The 15,667-nt window shown below is 68.4% G+C and carries 15 protein-coding genes and 1 riboswitch; of the genes, 5 read left to right on the top strand and 10 right to left on the bottom strand.

What is annotated here, in order from left to right; all coding sequences use genetic code 11:
• Positions 1–129: 129 nt before the first annotated feature.
• The 5 genes from BG61_RS07110 to BG61_RS07090 all read right to left on the bottom strand — a co-directional run bounded on the left by BG61_RS07110 (position 130) and on the right by BG61_RS07090 (position 4,974).
• Positions 130–1,263 (bottom strand): OpgC domain-containing protein, encoded by a 1,134-nt coding sequence (locus BG61_RS07110; protein ID WP_081868001.1) that lies wholly within the window; start codon positions 1,261–1,263, stop codon positions 130–132.
• A 190-nt stretch (positions 1,264–1,453) separates the two neighbouring features.
• Complete coding sequence (locus BG61_RS07105) at positions 1,454–2,641, bottom strand: osmoprotectant ABC transporter ATP-binding protein OsmV (RefSeq protein ID WP_035932447.1); 1,188 nt, start codon at positions 2,639–2,641, stop codon at positions 1,454–1,456.
• Positions 2,638–3,291, bottom strand: coding sequence for an ABC transporter permease (locus tag BG61_RS07100; protein ID WP_035932457.1), 654 nt, complete (start codon positions 3,289–3,291; stop codon positions 2,638–2,640). Before BG61_RS07100 ends, BG61_RS07105 begins: the two co-directional genes overlap by 4 nt.
• A gap of 19 nt (positions 3,292–3,310) precedes the next feature.
• The gene (locus BG61_RS07095; RefSeq protein WP_063740964.1) at positions 3,311–4,213 is read right to left on the bottom strand and encodes a glycine betaine ABC transporter substrate-binding protein; all 903 of its coding nucleotides are present in this window, start codon (positions 4,211–4,213) and stop codon (positions 3,311–3,313) included.
• Between the two features lie 44 nt (positions 4,214–4,257).
• Positions 4,258–4,974: an ABC transporter permease gene (locus tag BG61_RS07090; protein WP_035932474.1), complete on the bottom strand. Its 717-nt coding sequence runs from the start codon at positions 4,972–4,974 to the stop codon at positions 4,258–4,260.
• Positions 4,975–5,804: 830 nt separating this feature from the next.
• Between BG61_RS07090 and BG61_RS07085 the strand changes: the two genes are divergently transcribed.
• Positions 5,805–6,557, top strand: coding sequence for a TerC family protein (locus BG61_RS07085; RefSeq protein WP_035932492.1), 753 nt, complete (start codon positions 5,805–5,807; stop codon positions 6,555–6,557).
• An 87-nt stretch (positions 6,558–6,644) separates the two neighbouring features.
• On the opposite strand, the gene BG61_RS07080 is transcribed toward BG61_RS07085, so the two are convergent.
• From BG61_RS07080 to BG61_RS07060, 5 genes are read right to left on the bottom strand one after another with little or no spacing between them, the layout of a single operon-like run.
• Positions 6,645–7,046: a DUF4186 domain-containing protein gene (locus BG61_RS07080; RefSeq protein ID WP_035932503.1), complete on the bottom strand. Its 402-nt coding sequence runs from the start codon at positions 7,044–7,046 to the stop codon at positions 6,645–6,647.
• A gap of 6 nt (positions 7,047–7,052) precedes the next feature.
• Complete coding sequence (gene cobM, locus BG61_RS07075; RefSeq protein ID WP_035932512.1) at positions 7,053–7,778, bottom strand: precorrin-4 C(11)-methyltransferase; 726 nt, start codon at positions 7,776–7,778, stop codon at positions 7,053–7,055.
• Complete coding sequence (locus BG61_RS07070; protein WP_035932519.1) at positions 7,775–8,530, bottom strand: cobalt-precorrin-6A reductase; 756 nt, start codon at positions 8,528–8,530, stop codon at positions 7,775–7,777. Before BG61_RS07070 ends, cobM begins: the two co-directional genes overlap by 4 nt.
• Positions 8,527–9,624 (bottom strand): cobalt-precorrin-5B (C(1))-methyltransferase, encoded by a 1,098-nt coding sequence (locus tag BG61_RS07065; RefSeq protein WP_035932527.1) that lies wholly within the window; start codon positions 9,622–9,624, stop codon positions 8,527–8,529. The genes BG61_RS07070 and BG61_RS07065 overlap by 4 nt, the downstream gene beginning before the upstream one ends.
• 36 nt (positions 9,625–9,660) lie before the next feature.
• On the bottom strand, positions 9,661–10,875 hold the full coding sequence (locus BG61_RS07060; protein WP_035932537.1) for a bifunctional cobalt-precorrin-7 (C(5))-methyltransferase/cobalt-precorrin-6B (C(15))-methyltransferase: 1,215 nt from the start codon (positions 10,873–10,875) through the stop codon (positions 9,661–9,663).
• A 108-nt stretch (positions 10,876–10,983) separates the two neighbouring features.
• Positions 10,984–11,159, top strand: a riboswitch (cobalamin riboswitch).
• A gap of 61 nt (positions 11,160–11,220) precedes the next feature.
• Here BG61_RS07060 and cobG point away from each other — a divergent pair.
• From cobG to cobJ, 4 genes are read left to right on the top strand one after another with little or no spacing between them, the layout of a single operon-like run.
• On the top strand, positions 11,221–12,546 hold the full coding sequence (gene cobG / locus BG61_RS07055) for a precorrin-3B synthase (RefSeq protein ID WP_075584128.1): 1,326 nt from the start codon (positions 11,221–11,223) through the stop codon (positions 12,544–12,546).
• On the top strand, positions 12,539–13,165 hold the full coding sequence (locus tag BG61_RS43555) for a precorrin-8X methylmutase (protein WP_035932964.1): 627 nt from the start codon (positions 12,539–12,541) through the stop codon (positions 13,163–13,165). The genes cobG and BG61_RS43555 overlap by 8 nt, the downstream gene beginning before the upstream one ends.
• Positions 13,166–13,891, top strand: coding sequence for a precorrin-2 C(20)-methyltransferase (locus BG61_RS43550; protein WP_035932554.1), 726 nt, complete (start codon positions 13,166–13,168; stop codon positions 13,889–13,891).
• On the top strand, positions 13,879–15,573 hold the full coding sequence (gene cobJ / locus BG61_RS07040; protein ID WP_035932563.1) for a precorrin-3B C(17)-methyltransferase: 1,695 nt from the start codon (positions 13,879–13,881) through the stop codon (positions 15,571–15,573). Before BG61_RS43550 ends, cobJ begins: the two co-directional genes overlap by 13 nt.
• Positions 15,574–15,667: the final 94 nt, after the last annotated feature.

Genomic DNA, 15,667 nt, shown 5'->3' with positions numbered 1-15,667 from the left:
GTGTCGAAACGAGTGTTGAGCATGGGTCGGCGACAGGCAAACGCCGCGTCCATCAGGCGCGGCGGATCAGGCGATCAGGTCAATCAGGCGAGCCGGAGATTCAGGCGGAGCAACGCGGAACCCGCCGCTTCAGCGCACGCTGCGCGCACGGCTGCCGGCCTTGACGGCGTCGTCGAGCGTGGGCTTCGGCGTGATCGCGTGCATCAGCGGGCGGCGCAGTTGCGGAACGGCGAGCAGCAGGGAAATCGCGACCGCATCGGCGGCGAGGCCGAGCGGCACGTTGATGAGCCCGTCGGTAAGCGTGAAGAGCACCGAGTCGACGACGAGCGAAATCACCGCGCCCGCGACGAAGCAGACCATGCCGTCACGCCCGACCGCGCCGACCCACGGCAGGCGGGCGGCGAGTTTCGCCACCGTGCCGTAGCGCACGAAATTCGCGGCGATCCACGCGAGCGCGAGGAAATTCACGATGCGCGCGCCGGCCAGATTGCGCTTGAAGTCGCTGTCGATGACAGCGGGCAGCACGAGCAGCTTGTAATACGCCATGCCCGCGACGATCGCGAGCGCCGCGACGCTCACGATCCACCCAAAGCGGTGTGCCGCCACGCGCTGGTACACCGGCTGGCAGCGCGCGAGCACGCCGAGCACGAACATCAGTTGCCAGGCGGCCGGGTTGAAGTCCCAGAGGTTGTCGTCGACGGAAGGGAGGAGTTCGCCGATCTGCGGCGCGAGCGCCCACAGCGCGACGCTGCCGCCGAGCAGCAGCCACGGCTTGCTGCGCGCGACGGGCAAAACGAGCGGTACCGCGAGCGCGAAAAACGCGTACATCGGCAGCACCGACGCGAGGTACGGCTGGCGCCTGAACAGCAGGATGTCGGAGATGGACGCGACCGGCGCCGAGATGAGGCTGTCGAGGTCGGTGGTCGCGAGATTGGGCGCGCTGCCGTAAAAGGGCCGCAACACGAAGCTCGCCAGCAGCATCAGCGTCGCGGTGACGAGAAACGCGCGGTAGATCTCGAACGAGCGCCTGACGAAGCGGGCGCGCGCCGCGCTTTCCGAGCGGCGCTCGGCGAGCGCCACATACGCCGTCGCCGTGGCGAAGCCGCCGAGGAACACGAAGACTTCGGCGGCGTCGTTGAGGGCGAACGCATGCAGCGTGAAGCGCGAGAGCATGCTGCCGCCGATGTGATCGACGACGATGACGAGCAGAACCAGACCGCGAAAGAAGTCCAGTTCGGCAAAACGTTGAGATTTTCCCTGCATGCGGCTTTCGGGTGACTCCTGCGCGGGCGCAGGGAGTGAACGGGCAAGCCGCCACGGGCGGCTCAAACGGACCTAGAGTTTACCCGTATTTGCCGCACCGCACCGTATCCGGACTGCATCAAAGCGTTTCAGTTCGTTTCAGCTGATATCGCCTTCATTCGGCCCCTTTTTACAGGGAAAGACACGGAAATCAGTGCACCAGCGCCGCGGCCTGCGCCGCCACCACGGCGGGAGAAACGATCGCCGGCGCCTGCCCGCTCTGCTGGCGCGAGCGGCCGGAACTGAGGTAATCCGCGATCGAATCCTGCGTCACTTCGCCCACATATTGGCCATCGGCGTCGATCACCGGCATCCACGACGAATTGAATTGATACATCTTCGAGAGCACGACGCGCAGATTGTCGTCGACGGAAACCGTCGTCGAGAATTCGCGCAGCTGGTCGCCGCACGTGCCCTGCCCCGTGCGCGCGACGCGCCGCTGCACGTAGCCGAGCGCGCGCCGGTTGCCGTCGAGCACGGTCAGGTAGCGGTTGTCGCTGTCTTCCATGATCTGGTAGGCGCGCGCGAGCGGCGTGTCCGGGCGGGCGGTCTCGGTCTGCGTGGCGGCGTCGCCGGCCTTCACCAGCAGCAGGCGCTTGAGCGTGCTGTCCGCGCCGACGAACGCGCCGACGAACTCGTCGCGCGGGCGCGCGAGCAGCGTGTCCGGATGGTCGTACTGCACGAGCTTGCCGCGCCGGAACACGGCGACGCGGTCGCCGAGCTTGATCGCCTCGTCGATGTCGTGGCTCACCATGATCACGGTCTTCTTCAGTTGCCGCTGCATCTGGAAGAACTCGTTCTGGATCGACTCGCGGTTGATCGGATCGACGGCGCCGAACGGCTCGTCCATCAGCAGCACGGGCGCGTCGGCGGCGAGCGCGCGGATCACGCCGATACGCTGCTGCTGGCCGCCCGACAGCTCCTTCGGATAGCGCTTCAGGTACAGCTTCGGGTCGAGCGCGACCATCGACATCAGCTCGGTCGCGCGCTCGCGGCAGCGCTTCTTGTCCCAGCCCATCAGGCGCGGAACGATCGTGATGTTCTCCTCGATCGTCATGTTCGGGAACAGGCCGATCTGCTGGATCACGTAACCGATGTGCCGGCGCAGTTCCACTTCGTTCAGCGACATCGTGTCTTCGCCGTTGATCAGCACGCGGCCCGTGGTCGGCGCGATCAGGCGGTTGATCATCTTGAGCGTCGTGGTCTTGCCGCAGCCCGAGGGACCCAGGAACACGCAGATTTCGCCCTCGGCGACGGAAAGGCTCACGGAATCGACGGCCGTGACCTTCTGGCCGTCCTTTTGCGTAAAGGTCTTGGTGAGTTTGTCGAGTTCGATCATGCTTTTTGGACTCCCTTCGGTGTCAGAAGGCGCTGGAGCGCCTGCAGGGCCAGGTCGGCGACGATCGCCAACAGGCTCACGAGTACTGCGCCAACGAGCAGCTTCATCATGCTGCTCTGGCCGATTGCGCGAATGATGAGGCTGCCGAGGCCGCCTGCGCCGATCACGGCCGCGATCGTCATCACGCCGATGTTCATCACGACCGCCGTGCGCACGCCGCCGAGAATCACCGGCACGGCGAGCGGCAGATCGACGAGGCGCAGGCGCTGCCAGTACGTCATGCCGATGCCGACGCCCGCTTCCTTGATGCCCGCATCCACGTTGCGCAGCGCGAGATAGGTGTTGCGCATGATCGGCAGGAGCGAATAGAGAAACACGGCGACGATCGCCGGCACCGCGCCGATGCCCTGCCCGAAACGCGAGAAGATCGGGATCATCAGCCCGAAGAGCGCGATGGAGGGCAGCGTCAGGATCACGGTCGCCACGCCGAGCATGGGCGCCGCGAGCCATTCGTGACGGCTGATGACGATGCCGAGCGGCACGCCGACGAGAATCGCGCAGCCCACCGCGATCCCCACCAGATAGACGTGCTGCACGGTGAGCTGAATCAGTTCCGGCCAGTTGGCCGAGAGGTAGTCGAATACGTTCATCCAGGTTCCCTTTTGGCCCTTAGGGCAGCTTGTGCGTGCGCAGGAAGTCGGCGGCGACGGCCTGCACCGACTTGCCGTCGATATCGATCTGCTTGTTCATTTCCAGCACGACGTCGTTGTTGAGCGCCGCCGACAGCGCGTTCAGCTGCGCCGCGAGCTTCGGGTTCTGGTCGAGAACCGGCTTTCTCACGACGGGCGTCGCGTTGTACGCCGGGAAGTAGTGCAGGTCGTCTTCGAGCGGCACGATATCGAAACCCTTCACGCGGCCATCGGTCGTGTAGATCAGGCCGAGCGCCACCTGGTTGTTATGCAGCGCCGTATAGACGAGCCCCGGGTCCATCTGCCGCACTTCCGGGCGGCTGAAGTCCATGCCGTAGGCCGCTTCGAGCGGCTTCAGGCCGTCCGGGCGGTTCGCGAACTCGGCGTCCATGGCAAAGACGTGCTTCTTGCCCGGCTCGGCCTTCATCTTCTCGGCGAGCTGCGAGACCGTGCGGATGCCGGTCTTTTCCGCCACCTGCTGCGGCAGCCCGAGCGCGTACGTGTTGTTGAGCGGCGATGCGTCGAGCCACACCAGGCCCCGCTTCGCGTCGAGTTCCTTCACGCGCTCGTACATCGTCTTCGGATCGAGCTTTTCCGTGATCTTGTTGTAGACGATCGCGGCCGTGCCCGTGTATTCCCACGCGAGGTCGATCTGGCCGTGCTCCTGCGCGCTGCGCATGAGCACGCTGCCGAGCCCGGTGCGTTCGTCGACGGTGTAGCCCTTCGAGCGCAGGTACTGCGACGTGATTTCCACGAGCACGTACTGCTCGGTGAAGTTCTTGCCGCCGAGCACGAGGCCCGCCGCGTGGGCGCTGGCGCCCTGCAGGCCCGCGGCGACGATCGTCGCGAGCGCGAGCCAGCGCTTGAGCATTGACGCTCTCATCGTTGTATTTCCATGGCTTGTCTGTCGGTTGCGGGGCTGCGCGCTCATGCCGCGAGCCCGCGCCGCGCAAGCGCGCGGCGGCTGCCCGCCGCGACGATGCCGTCGAGCACGAGCGCGAGCACCGCGGTCGCCGCGGCGCCAAGCAGCATCTGCTGCTGGTTGTTCAGGTAGATGCCCGGGAAGATCAGCGTGCCGAGGCTGTCGGCGCCGATCAGGTATGCGAGCGGCGCGCTGCCCACGTTGATCGCGAGCGCCGTGCGGATGCCGCCGACGATGATCGGCAGCGAATTCGGCAGCTCCACGCGCGTGAGCGACTGCCACGGCGTCATGCCGATGCCGCGCGCCGCCTCGCGCAGCGCGGGCGAGACGTTCCTCATGCCCTCGTAGGTATTGCGCGTGATCGGCAGCAGCGAGGCGAGAAAGAGCGCGGTGATCGCGGGACGGTCGCCGATGCCGAAGATTCCGAGCGCGATCGCGAGCACCGCGAGCGACGGAATCGTGTTGCCGATGTTGAAGATCTGCATGAAGCGCTCGGCATGCCGCGAAAACGACGGGCGGGAGAGCAGCACGCCGGCCGGCACGCCGACGACGAGCGCGAGCGCCATCGAATAGCCCACGAGCACGAGGTGGCGCGCCGTGTAGTAGACGAGGTCGGCGCGGTACTGCTCCAGCGCATCGGCACCGATGGCGTGTCCGAGCAGCACGAGAACGATGCCGATGGCGATGACGCCGGCGGCAACTCTGACGGGACGGTGATTCATGAAGCTTGAGTCTCCTTGTTCGATTGCGTCACGTGTCGTGCGCGGCATGGCGCCGCCCGGGCCGCGAAGAGCAAGGCGGCACGACGCGAAGGCGTCTCACGACGCCGCAGCGGAAAAGTTCGACTGAACCGCGGCTGCTGCAGGCACCCCTGGCAGCGCGACTGAACCGATCGAAACCGGCAAGACGCCGGTCTGGGCAGCCATCACGGTGACGAGCCGGAAAAAAATCCCGGTTCGGGCGCCGCGAAAGGCAAAAAAGCCCGTTTCGTTACCCGCCGGCGGTGGCTGAATGCTGCATGCCTGATGGCCGGACTGGGCAGGAAACCGTCACGAGGACGGCGATGAATCAGACCGCGACCGGATCAGCCGGCGCGCACTGAAATGGAACGGACCAGAAACGCGGCGAACACGCCGCCAAGGCGCGTCTGGTCGTATGAGCACGGGTTCTGGATGCGTCGCGAGTACTGGCCTGCGGCAGCGCTGATTACAATTGCCTGCTGCATTTGCCTGTTACTGGATGCGAACCCCGCGCAACTATCTTCAAACTGCATCGATTGTGTTGGCGAGGCCGCAGTATATAAAAATGAGACGGCCGCGTCTACCCGTAGCGGAAAACCCTGCAAAACGCAGGTGCAATTCTTGCCTGCCTGCTTTCCGTCCCCTTCTTTTTTTACCGATTACCGGCCGCGAACTTTCGCCGGGCTCAGCCGCTCTTATCTTTTCAATCCGCTTACATTCGAGACACCCGCGTCGAGTATCATTGGCGCCCTCGACAGCACGTCCGGCTTCGACGAACATCCCAGACAACCACAACAACCCAACACGCCCCTATGGACTATCTCGTTGCACTCGTAAGCGACCCCGCCGCCTGGGCCGCACTCGCGACGCTCGTCGTGATGGAAGTCGTGCTCGGCATCGACAACCTGATCTTCATCTCGATCCTGACGAACAAGCTGCCGCCCGCGCATCGCGAGCGCACGCAGAAAATCGGCATCGCGCTCGCGCTCATCATGCGGCTCGGCCTGCTCGGCACGGTCGCGCTGATCGTGCGTCTGACCACGCCGATCTTCGAGGCGTTCGGCCACGGCTTCTCGTGGCGCGACCTGATCCTGATTGCGGGCGGCGTGTTTCTCGTCTGGAAGGCAACGAAGGAAATCCATCACCACGTCGCGCACGACGATGAGAACGGCAACGGCGAGATCAAGACCTCCGGCATCACGCCGCTTTCCGCGATCGGCCAGATTCTCGTGCTCGACCTCGTGTTCTCCATCGACAGCATCGTGACCGCCGTCGGCATGACCGAGCACATTCCGATCATGTTCATCGCGGTGATCGCGGCGGTGACGGTGATGCTGTTCGCCGCGGGCCCGCTCTCGCGCTTCATCGAACGCAATCCGACGATCGTCATGCTCGCGCTCGGCTTCCTGCTCGTGATCGGGATGACGCTGATCGCCGAAGGCTTCGGTTCGCATGTGCCGAAGGGCTATATCTACGCGGCGATGGCGTTCTCGGCGCTCGTCGAGGGTCTCAACATGATGTCGCGGCGCGCGAAGACGAAGCGGCGCGTCGAGCAGCGCAACTGAGCCTGGCCGGGCCAGCAGACGCCGCGCGGCCCGGGCCGCGCGGCGCATCCTGGCGGACGTCCGGAACATCCGGCACATTCAGAACATTCAGAACGGCAAGTCCCTCTGCCGCCGGTCCGCCGGCGGCTTCACGTCGCGCTTGCCTTCCTCGCGCAGCCATCGTCGGATCGCCTCGACGACGTGCTGCCGCTCCGCTTCGGTCAGCACCTTCCCCGCTTCGATGCCGTGCCATTTCGCAAGGCAGCTCCGGCAGCACGTCGCACTCGCGTGCTGGGCGATGAACACCGGATGACCCCGAAACGGCGTCTGCCTGCCGTCGTTGTGCGGCGCCGCGGGCGCGAGCCGCTTTTCGACCAGTTCGCGCGCCTGTGCGCTCACCTCGTCGAGCCCCTTCTCGTGAAGATAGAGAAGCTCGCGCGCGCCGAGCCTGAAGCGCCTCCGAAACGCCGACTTCGCCAGTGCGTCGAAGAGCGAGTCGAGATCGCGCATCACCGGCTAGTCCTTGCCGTACAGCGATGAATCGGCGAATCCTTCGGCATCCAGCACCCGCCCGACGACGATCAGCGCCGTGCGCTCGATGCCCTTTGACTGCACCTTCGCCGCGATGTCCGCGAGCGTGCCTGTCACCTTCTCCTCGTCCGGCCAGCTCGCGCGGAACACGACCGCGACCGGGCAGTCGGCGCCGTAGTGCGGCAGCAGATCCGCGACGATCCGCCCGATGTGCCGCACGCCGAGATGAATCGCCATCGTCGCGCGGTGGCGCGCGAGGTCGGCGAGCGCTTCGCCCTCGGGCATCGGGGTCTTCGTGGCGTAGCGCGTGAGGATCACCGTCTGCGAGATGCCGGGCAGCGTCAGTTCGCAGCCGAGCGCCGCCGCCGATGCCGCCGTGGCCGTCACGCCCGGCACGATTTCATGGGGGATCGAAAGCGCGTTCAGGCGGCGGATCTGCTCGCCGATCGCGCCGTAGAGCGACGGATCGCCGGAGTGCACGCGCGCGACGTCCTGGCCGTTCGCATGCGCTTCCTGAAGCAGCGCGACGATCGCGTCGAGATCCAGTTCCGCCGTATTCACGACACGCTCCGCCCGATGCCCCGACAGCACCGCCTGCGGCACGAGCGAGCCGGCGAAGAGGATCACGGGGCACGCACGGATCAGGCGCTGCCCTTTCACGGTGATGAGTTCGGGGTCGCCGGGGCCGGCGCCGATGAAATAGACGGTCATACTGTGTCGTTCAGCAGGGATTGTTCGGGTTGCAGCCAGTCTTCGAGTGCTTGCAGCGCGCTCGCCGTGTCGTCGAATTCGCGCGCGGCGGCGGGAAGCGGGGGCCGGCGCAGCATCACCACCGGCAGCCGCAATTCGCGCGCCACCGCGAGCTTCGCCTCGGTTGCGCGCCCGCCGCTGTTCTTGCTCACCAGCACGTCGATGCCGCGGGCGGCGAAGAGCGCACGCTCGCCTTGCGGCGAGAACGGGCCGCGGGCGTCGATGATGGTCGCGCGCTCGTTGCCCGGGTGCGGATCGAGGCAGCGGATGGTCCAGTGCTGCGAGAGCGGAATGTCGTCGAGATGCGCAAGCGGTTCACGCCCGAGCGTCCAGAGCGGCCTTCGATACGGCGCGATCCGATCGACCATGCCGCGCCAGTCCGGCGCATCGCGCCAGTCGTCGCCCGCCTGCGGCTGCCACGCGGCGCGGCGGATCGCCCAGCACGGCACGCCCGTCTGCGCGCACGCATCGGCTGCGTGGCGGCTCATCTGCGCGGCATAGGGATGCGTCGCGTCGATCACGAGCGCGATGCCCTGCGCGCCGATGAACGCCGCAAGCCCCGGCACGCCGCCGTATCCGCCGACGCGCACCGCGCATTCGAGCTCGCCCGGCACGCGCCCGAGCCCCGCGAGACTGTAGACGTGCTCGCGGCCGAGCCGCCGCGCGATGGCGAGCGCGTCGCCGGTGCCGCCGAGCAGCAGCACGCGCTTCATGGCGCCGCGCCCACGATGCGCCCCTGGCGGTCGATCGCGAACGTCTCCACTTCGATGCCTTCGGGCAGCACGCCGATCGCCACGTCGCGCGCCCGCGCGCAGACGATGTCGCCCAGCGCGACGCCCTCGGCGCGCGCGAGCACGAGCGCTTCCTGGCTCGTGTTCGCCGCACGGATCGACGCCTGCAGCGCGTCGCGCGCGCCCGCGTCGGCGGCCCAGACGGCGAGTTGCGGCAAATCGATGCTCGAATTGCGGCTGTGCAGGTCCATATGGCCCGACGCGAGCTTGCTCATCTTTCCGAAGCCGCCGCAGATGCTCAGGCGCTCCACCGGCGCGCGCCGCAGATGCTTGAGCACCGCGCCGACGAAATCCCCCATCTCCACGAGCGCGATATCCGGCAACTGGTAGCGTTCGCGCATCGCGTCCTCGCTCTGGTTGCCGGTGCACGCCGCGATATGGCGATAGCCGTTCGCACGCGCGACGTCGATCCCCTGATGAATCGACGCGATGTACGCCGAGCACGAAAACGGCCTGACGATGCCGGTCGTGCCGAGTATCGACAGGCCGCCGACGATGCCGAGGCGCGGGTTCATCGTCTTCTGCGCGAGCGCCTCGCCGTTCTCGACGCCGATCGTCACGTCGAAGCCGCCCGTGAAGCCGAATTCGCGCGCAAGCGCGTCGAGGTGTTCGGTCATCATCCGGCGCGGCACCGGATTGATCGCCGGTTCGCCGACCGCGAGCGCGAGGCCCGCGCGCGTGACCGTGCCCACGCCCGGCCCCGCGAAAAAGCGCACCCCCGCCTTCGACGACAGCCGCACGCGCGCGAACACGACGGCGCCGTGGGTGACGTCGGGATCGTCGCCCGCGTCTTTCACGGTGCCGGCTTCCGCCAGATTGCTGTCGCCCGCCGCGAGCCGGCAGAAGACGAGCGGCAGCGTCACGTTCTGCCCTTTCGGCAGCGTGATTTCCGCGCGCTCGCTCGCCTCGCCGCACAGCAGAAGACGCGCCGCCGCGAGGCTCGTCACGGTCGCGCAACTGCCCGTCGTGTAGCCGCTTCTGAGCGGCGCGGTCGGCTCGGGTGTCTCGTCACGCATGGCTTGGGCTGAACGAAGCGCTGAACTTGGCGTGCTTCACGGCTTTTTCGCGTGCAGCAGCGTGATGGGGAGCGCCTGCCGCCAGGTGTCGAAGCTGCCGAGCGGCTCGGCCTGCGCGACGCCGATGCGCGTGAGCTCGCCGCCATGCTGCGCGCGCCACGCGACGAGCACCGCCTCGCTTTGCACCGTCACCGCGTTCGCGATGAGCCGGCCGCCTTCGCGCAGGCTCGCCCAGCAGGTGTCGAGCATGCCGGGCGCCGTGACGCCGCCGCCGATGAAGATCGCATCGGGCGTGGGCAGCCCGTCCAGCGCGCCGGGCGCATCGCCTTCGACGAGCTGCAGGCCGGGCACCCCGAGCGCGTCGCGGTTGTGCTCGATCAGGCGCTGGCGCGCGTCGTCCGCTTCGATCGCGATCGCGCGGCAGGCCGGATGCGCGCGCATCCATTCGATGCCGATCGAGCCGCAGCCCGCACCGACGTCCCAGAGCAGTTCGCCCGGCTCGGGCGCGAGCCGGGCGAGCGTGATCGCGCGCACGTCGCGCTTGGTGAGCTGGCCGTCGTGGCGATAGGCGTCGTCGGGCAGGCCGGGCGTGACGGGCAGGCCCGCGTGATGCGCCTCTCCGGCACATTCGATCGCCACCAGATTCAGCGCCGCCACGCGGGCGTGCGTCCAGTCGTCGGCGCGGCCGTCGATGCGGCGTTCGTCCCGCCCGCCGAGATGCTCGAACACGCTCATGCGGCTCGGGCCGAAGCCGCGCGCCGTGAGGAGCGCGGCGATGGCGGCGGGGCTCGCGCCGTCGCTGCTCAGCACGAAAATCCGCGCGCCGCGATGCAGATGCGCATTGAGCGCCGCGAGCGGCCGGCCGACGAGCGACACGTTCACCACGTCCTGCGCGGCCCATTGCAGACGCGCCGCCGCGAGCGAAAGCGACGACGGCGCCGGAAGGATGCGCAATTCGTCGGCTCGCAGATAGCGCGCGAGCGTCGCGCCGACGCCGAACAGCATCGGATCGCCGCTCGCGAGCACGCAGACGCGCTCACCGCGCCCCTCGTTGCGCTCGCGCAGCACCGCTTCGATGGAAAAGGGCTGCGGCCACGCTGCCCGGCGCGCGCGGATGCGCGCGGGCAGGAGCGCGAGATGGCGCTCGCCGCCGTAGATCACCTGGGCGTCGAGAAGCGCGCGGCGCGAAAGCGCGCCGATCCCGTCCCAGCCGTCTTCTCCGATCCCTACCACGGTCAGCCACGGTGACATCCGCCGGTCCTCGATTTCGTTTCGTGCACGTTGGAAAACCGCATCGCAAGCCGCGCGCCGCTTCGGCCGCACGTGGCAGAAGCGGTCTGACGGGCCGTAAAAGCGGGCATAATACCTCGTTCGTCGGTGCCCGTTCGGGCCTAACAGGGAACACAGCGAAACTGTGGCTGCCCCCGCAATTGTACGCAGCGAGTCCGCGCTCCACTGCCACTGGTTTTTACCGGGAAGGCCGGCGCGGGCGGCGACCTGCGAGCCAAGAGACCTGCCGACACAACGTTCGCGCGTGCCGATCGGGCGGGGTGTACCGATGCTGCAACCGTCGCGCGAGCCCGCACGGGTCACGCTTTGAGCAAACTTTCATCCGCACCGCATCATGCGCCAACGGCTTCCCGGCTTTCCGCCTGTCCGGGGCTTTTGCGCATCGTGCCTGCGCGCGACGGCGGCCTGTGCCGTATTCGTCTGATGGGCGGCGAGCTGCGTGCCGCCGCCGCGCACGCGGTCGCCGACGCCGCCGCGCGCTACGGCTCGGGCGTGATCGAAGTGACCAACCGCGCGAACCTGCAATTGCGCGGCGTGCGCGCCGATGCACATGCCGCGCTGATCGCCGCGCTTCTCGATGCCGGACTCGGCCCGTCGACGCCCGGCGCCGACGACACCCGCAACCTGATGCTGAGCCCCGTCGCGGATACCCGCACGCGGGAACTGGCGGCGAGCATCGTCGAGCATATGCAGCGCGACCCGCGGCTTCATGCGCTCTCGCCGAAGTTCGCGCTGCTCCTCGACGGCGGCGAGCGCGTCGCGATGCTCGATCATCCGCACGACCTCTGGCTCGCGGCGATGGACGGCGGCGAGCGCTTCGCTTTCGGGCTGGCGGGATGCCCGCCTGTCGGGGCGAACGATCCGCCCGCGGCCGGCGCCGTGCCGCGTTCGGAAGTCGTGCGGTTCGTCGATGCGCTGCTGCATGCGTTCCTCGATTTCGCCACGGAGGGCGTTGCGCGCATGCGCGATCTGCTCGGCGTGGTGCCCGCGGCGCGCTTTCTGGATGCGCTCGCCGTTTCGCCGCTGCGCGACGACCGCGTGCACGCGTGGCGCCGTGCGCCGGCCGACGAATCGCTGCGCTTCGGGGCTCACTTTGCCCGGCCGGCTGACCGCCTGATGCACGCTGGCGCGCAGCCCGCGCTCGGACGCATTGACGCTGCGGCGCTGCACGCCCTCGCCGAACTCGCCGCGTCAAAGGGCGGTTCGTGTCTGCGCATGACGCCGTGGCAAGGCGTGCTGCTGCCCGCCGTCGAACCCGCCGATGCCCCGGCGGTCCTCGACGCGCTGCGCAAGCTCGGCCTCGCCACCGACGCGAGCGATCCGCTTGCGCACGTGATCGCGTGCGCGGGATCGCCGGGGTGCGCGAAGGGCCTCGCCGACACCAAAGCCGACGCGCTGCGGCTCGCCGCGCGCCTCGCCGCCGGCGCGCCGGTGCACCTGAGCGGCTGCGCGCGCTCATGCGCGGCCGCGCATTCCGTGCACACGACACTGCTTGCCGTCGCCCCCGGCCGCTACGACCTGTATCAACACGCGACACACGAACGGGCCGAAGGCTTCGGCCGCTGCGTCGCCCGTTACCTGACGATCGAAGAGGCAGCCGAATGGCTCGCCCGGAGCAATGCCGATGCTTGAATACATCCGCGATGGGCAGGAGATCTATCGCCAGTCGTTCGCGACGATCCGCGCCGAAGCGAACCTCGCCGCGATTCCCGCCGACCTCGAAAAGCTCGCGGTGCGCGTGATCCACGCGTGCGGCATGACCGACGCGATCGACGACCTGCGCTTTTCGCCCGGCGCGGGCGCGGCGGGCCGCGCGGCGCTCGCCGCGGGCGCGCCGGTTCTCTGCGACGCACGCATGGTCGCCGAAGGCATCACGCGCGCAAGATTGCCCGCCCGCAATCGCGTGATCTGCACGCTCGGCGACCCGTCGGTGCCCGGGCGCGCCCGCGCGCTCGGCAACACGCGCTCGGCGGCGGCCGTCGATCTGTGGCTGCCCGATTTGTCTGGCAGCGTGGTCGCGATCGGCAATGCGCCGACCGCCCTCTTTCATCTGCTCGACCTGCTCGACGCCGGCGCGCCGAAGCCCGCGCTGGTCCTCGGCTTTCCGGTCGGGTTCATCGGCGCGGCGGAATCGAAGGCGATGCTCGCCGCCGACAGCCGCGGCGTGCCGTTCGTCGCCTTGCAGGGACGGCGCGGCGGCAGCGCCATGGCCGCCGCCGCCGTCAACGCGCTCGCCACGGAGGTCGAATAAATGAGCGGACGTCTCTACGGTCTCGGCGTCGGTCCGGGCGACCCCGAACTGATCACGATGAAGGCGCTGCGTCTCCTGAAGGCCGCGCCGGTGGTCGCGTACTTCGTCGCGAAGGGCAAGAAGGGCAATGCGTTCGGCATCATCGAGGCGCATCTGGGCGACGCTCAGCTGCGTATGCCGCTCGTGTACCCGGTGACGACCGAAGCGCTCGAGCCGCCGCTCTGCTATGAAACCATCATCAGCGGCTTCTACGACGACGCGTCGATCGCAATTGCGGACCATCTCGAAGCGGGCCGCGACGTCGCCGTGATCTGCGAAGGCGACCCGTTTTTCTACGGCTCGTACATGTACCTGCACGACCGGCTCGCCGCGCGCTTCGAGGCCGAGGTCGTGCCCGGCGTGTGCTCGATGCTCGGCGGCGTGGCCGTGCTGGGTGCGCCGCTCGTGTATCGCAACCAGAGCCTGTCGGTGCTCTCGGGCGTGCTGCCGGAGGACGAACTGAAGCGCCGTCTCGAAGCGGCCGACGCTGCCGTCGTCATGAAGCTCGGGCGCAACTTCGACAAGGTCCGGCGCGTGCTCGCGGAACTGGGGCTTGCCAAGCGTGCGCTTTACGTCGAGCGCGCGACGATGGCGAACCAGCGCATCGTGCCGCTCGACGAAGTCGAACCGATGGCCTCGCCCTATTTCTCGCTGCTCGTCGTGCCGGGGGAAAAATGGCGGGCATGAAGCCGGGGCAGGCGGTTGCCATCGTCGTGCTCGGCGCCGGCGCAATCGATACCGCGCGCCGCATCCAGTCGATCTATCCGGGCGCGCAGGTGCATGGCCTTGCGAGCCGCGTGCAGAGCGACATCGCGTTCAGCGAGTTCGGCACGCACCTGCGCGATCTGTACACGCGCGGCACGCCGGTCGTCGCGCTGTGCGCGGCGGGCATCGTGATCCGCGCGATCGCGCCGTGTCTCGCCGACAAGGGCGCGGAGCCGCCGGTGCTCGCCGTCGCCGAGGACGGCAGCGCGGTCGTGCCGCTCTTAGGCGGCCTTTCCGGCGTGAACGTGATGGCGCGCGAGATCGCGGCGCGGCTGCGCGTCGATCCGGCGATCACGACGAGCGGCGAACTGCGCTTCGGCACGTGCCTGCTGAATCCGCCCGCGGGCTACGCGCTCGCGGATGTCGAGCAGGGCAAGCGCTTCGTCTCGGACCTGCTCGCGGGCGAGACGACGCGCATCGAAGGCGATGCGCCGTGGCTCGATCACGCGGGGCTGCCGCGCGCGGAGCATGCGCGGCTTGCGATTCGCGTGAGCCCGCGCGCTGCGCTATCGGATGAACAGCGCGACGATTTGCTGATTCATCCGCGCTGCGTGGTCGCGTGGGTTGACGGCGCAGCCGATGCCGGGACGCACGGCGATCTCGCCGAACGTGTGCGGCTTGCGCTGCGAGAGCACGGGCTCGCCGCGCTCTCGCTCGCCGTGCTGCTTGCGCCGCCGCGCGATGCGGCGTCGCAGGCGCTCGCCGACGCGGCGCGCGCGCTCGACGTGCCGCTGCGCTTCGGCGAACGGCCGGATAGCGAAGCAGGCGAGGAGCATGGCGCTCACGGCGTGGTGCTCGCGGTGGCCCACGGGCCCGTCGATGCGTCGGCTGTCGGCCGGCCGCGCGGCAAGCTCACGGTAATCGGCCTCGGCCCCGGCAGCGCGGAACTGATGGTGCCTGCGGCGAAGGAAGCGCTCGCGCAAGCCGAGGACATTCTCGGCTACGAGACCTATGTGCGCATGGCGGAACCGTTGCGCGCCGGGCAGCGCGTGCATGGCAGCGACAATCGCGAGGAGATGCAGCGCGCGCGCCATGCGTTCCGGCTTGCGAGCGAGGGGCGCAACGTGGTGGTGGTCTCTTCGGGCGACCCGGGCGTGTTCGCGATGGCCGCGGCCGTGCTGGAGGCGCTCGACGAGGCGCGCGAGCGGGAACCCGCGTGGGCCGCGGTCGAGCTTGCGATCGTGCCGGGGGTGTCGGCTGCGCTCGCGACGGCGGCGCGCGCCGGGGCGCCGCTTGGTCACGACTTCTGCGTGCTGTCGCTTTCGGACAATCTGAAGCCGTGGACGGTGATCGAGACGCGCTTGCGGCACGCGGCGCAGGCCGATCTGGTGATGGCGTTCTACAACCCGGTGTCGCGTGCGCGGCCGTGGCAGCTGGACCGCGCGCTCGATATCGTGCGCGAGTATCGCGCGGGAACGACCAGGGTCGTGCTCGGGCGGGACGTCGGGCGTCCCGGGGAGACAGTCGTTTCTACCACGCTCGAGCGGGTGGCCTCGCAAGACGTCGATATGCGGACGATGGTCATCGTTGGGTCTTCCCTTACCAGGGGGTTCTTGCGTGACTCCGCGCGGGAGTGGGTTTATACGCCGCGATGGTATGAGTAAGGGCGGCTTAGGCGGTGCGTTGGACGGGATGTTCGCTGGCGCTTGGACGGAGGTGGTCGTGTTGTGATTACACCGTCTGATGCGCTTGTGCTCC

This window comes from Caballeronia glathei, assembly GCF_000698595.1.
In the GTDB taxonomy this organism is placed as follows: Bacteria; Pseudomonadota; Gammaproteobacteria; order Burkholderiales; family Burkholderiaceae; genus Caballeronia; species Caballeronia glathei.
The sequence above is the reverse complement of the archived record's forward strand: the minus strand, read 5'-3'. Positions and strand labels throughout refer to the sequence as shown.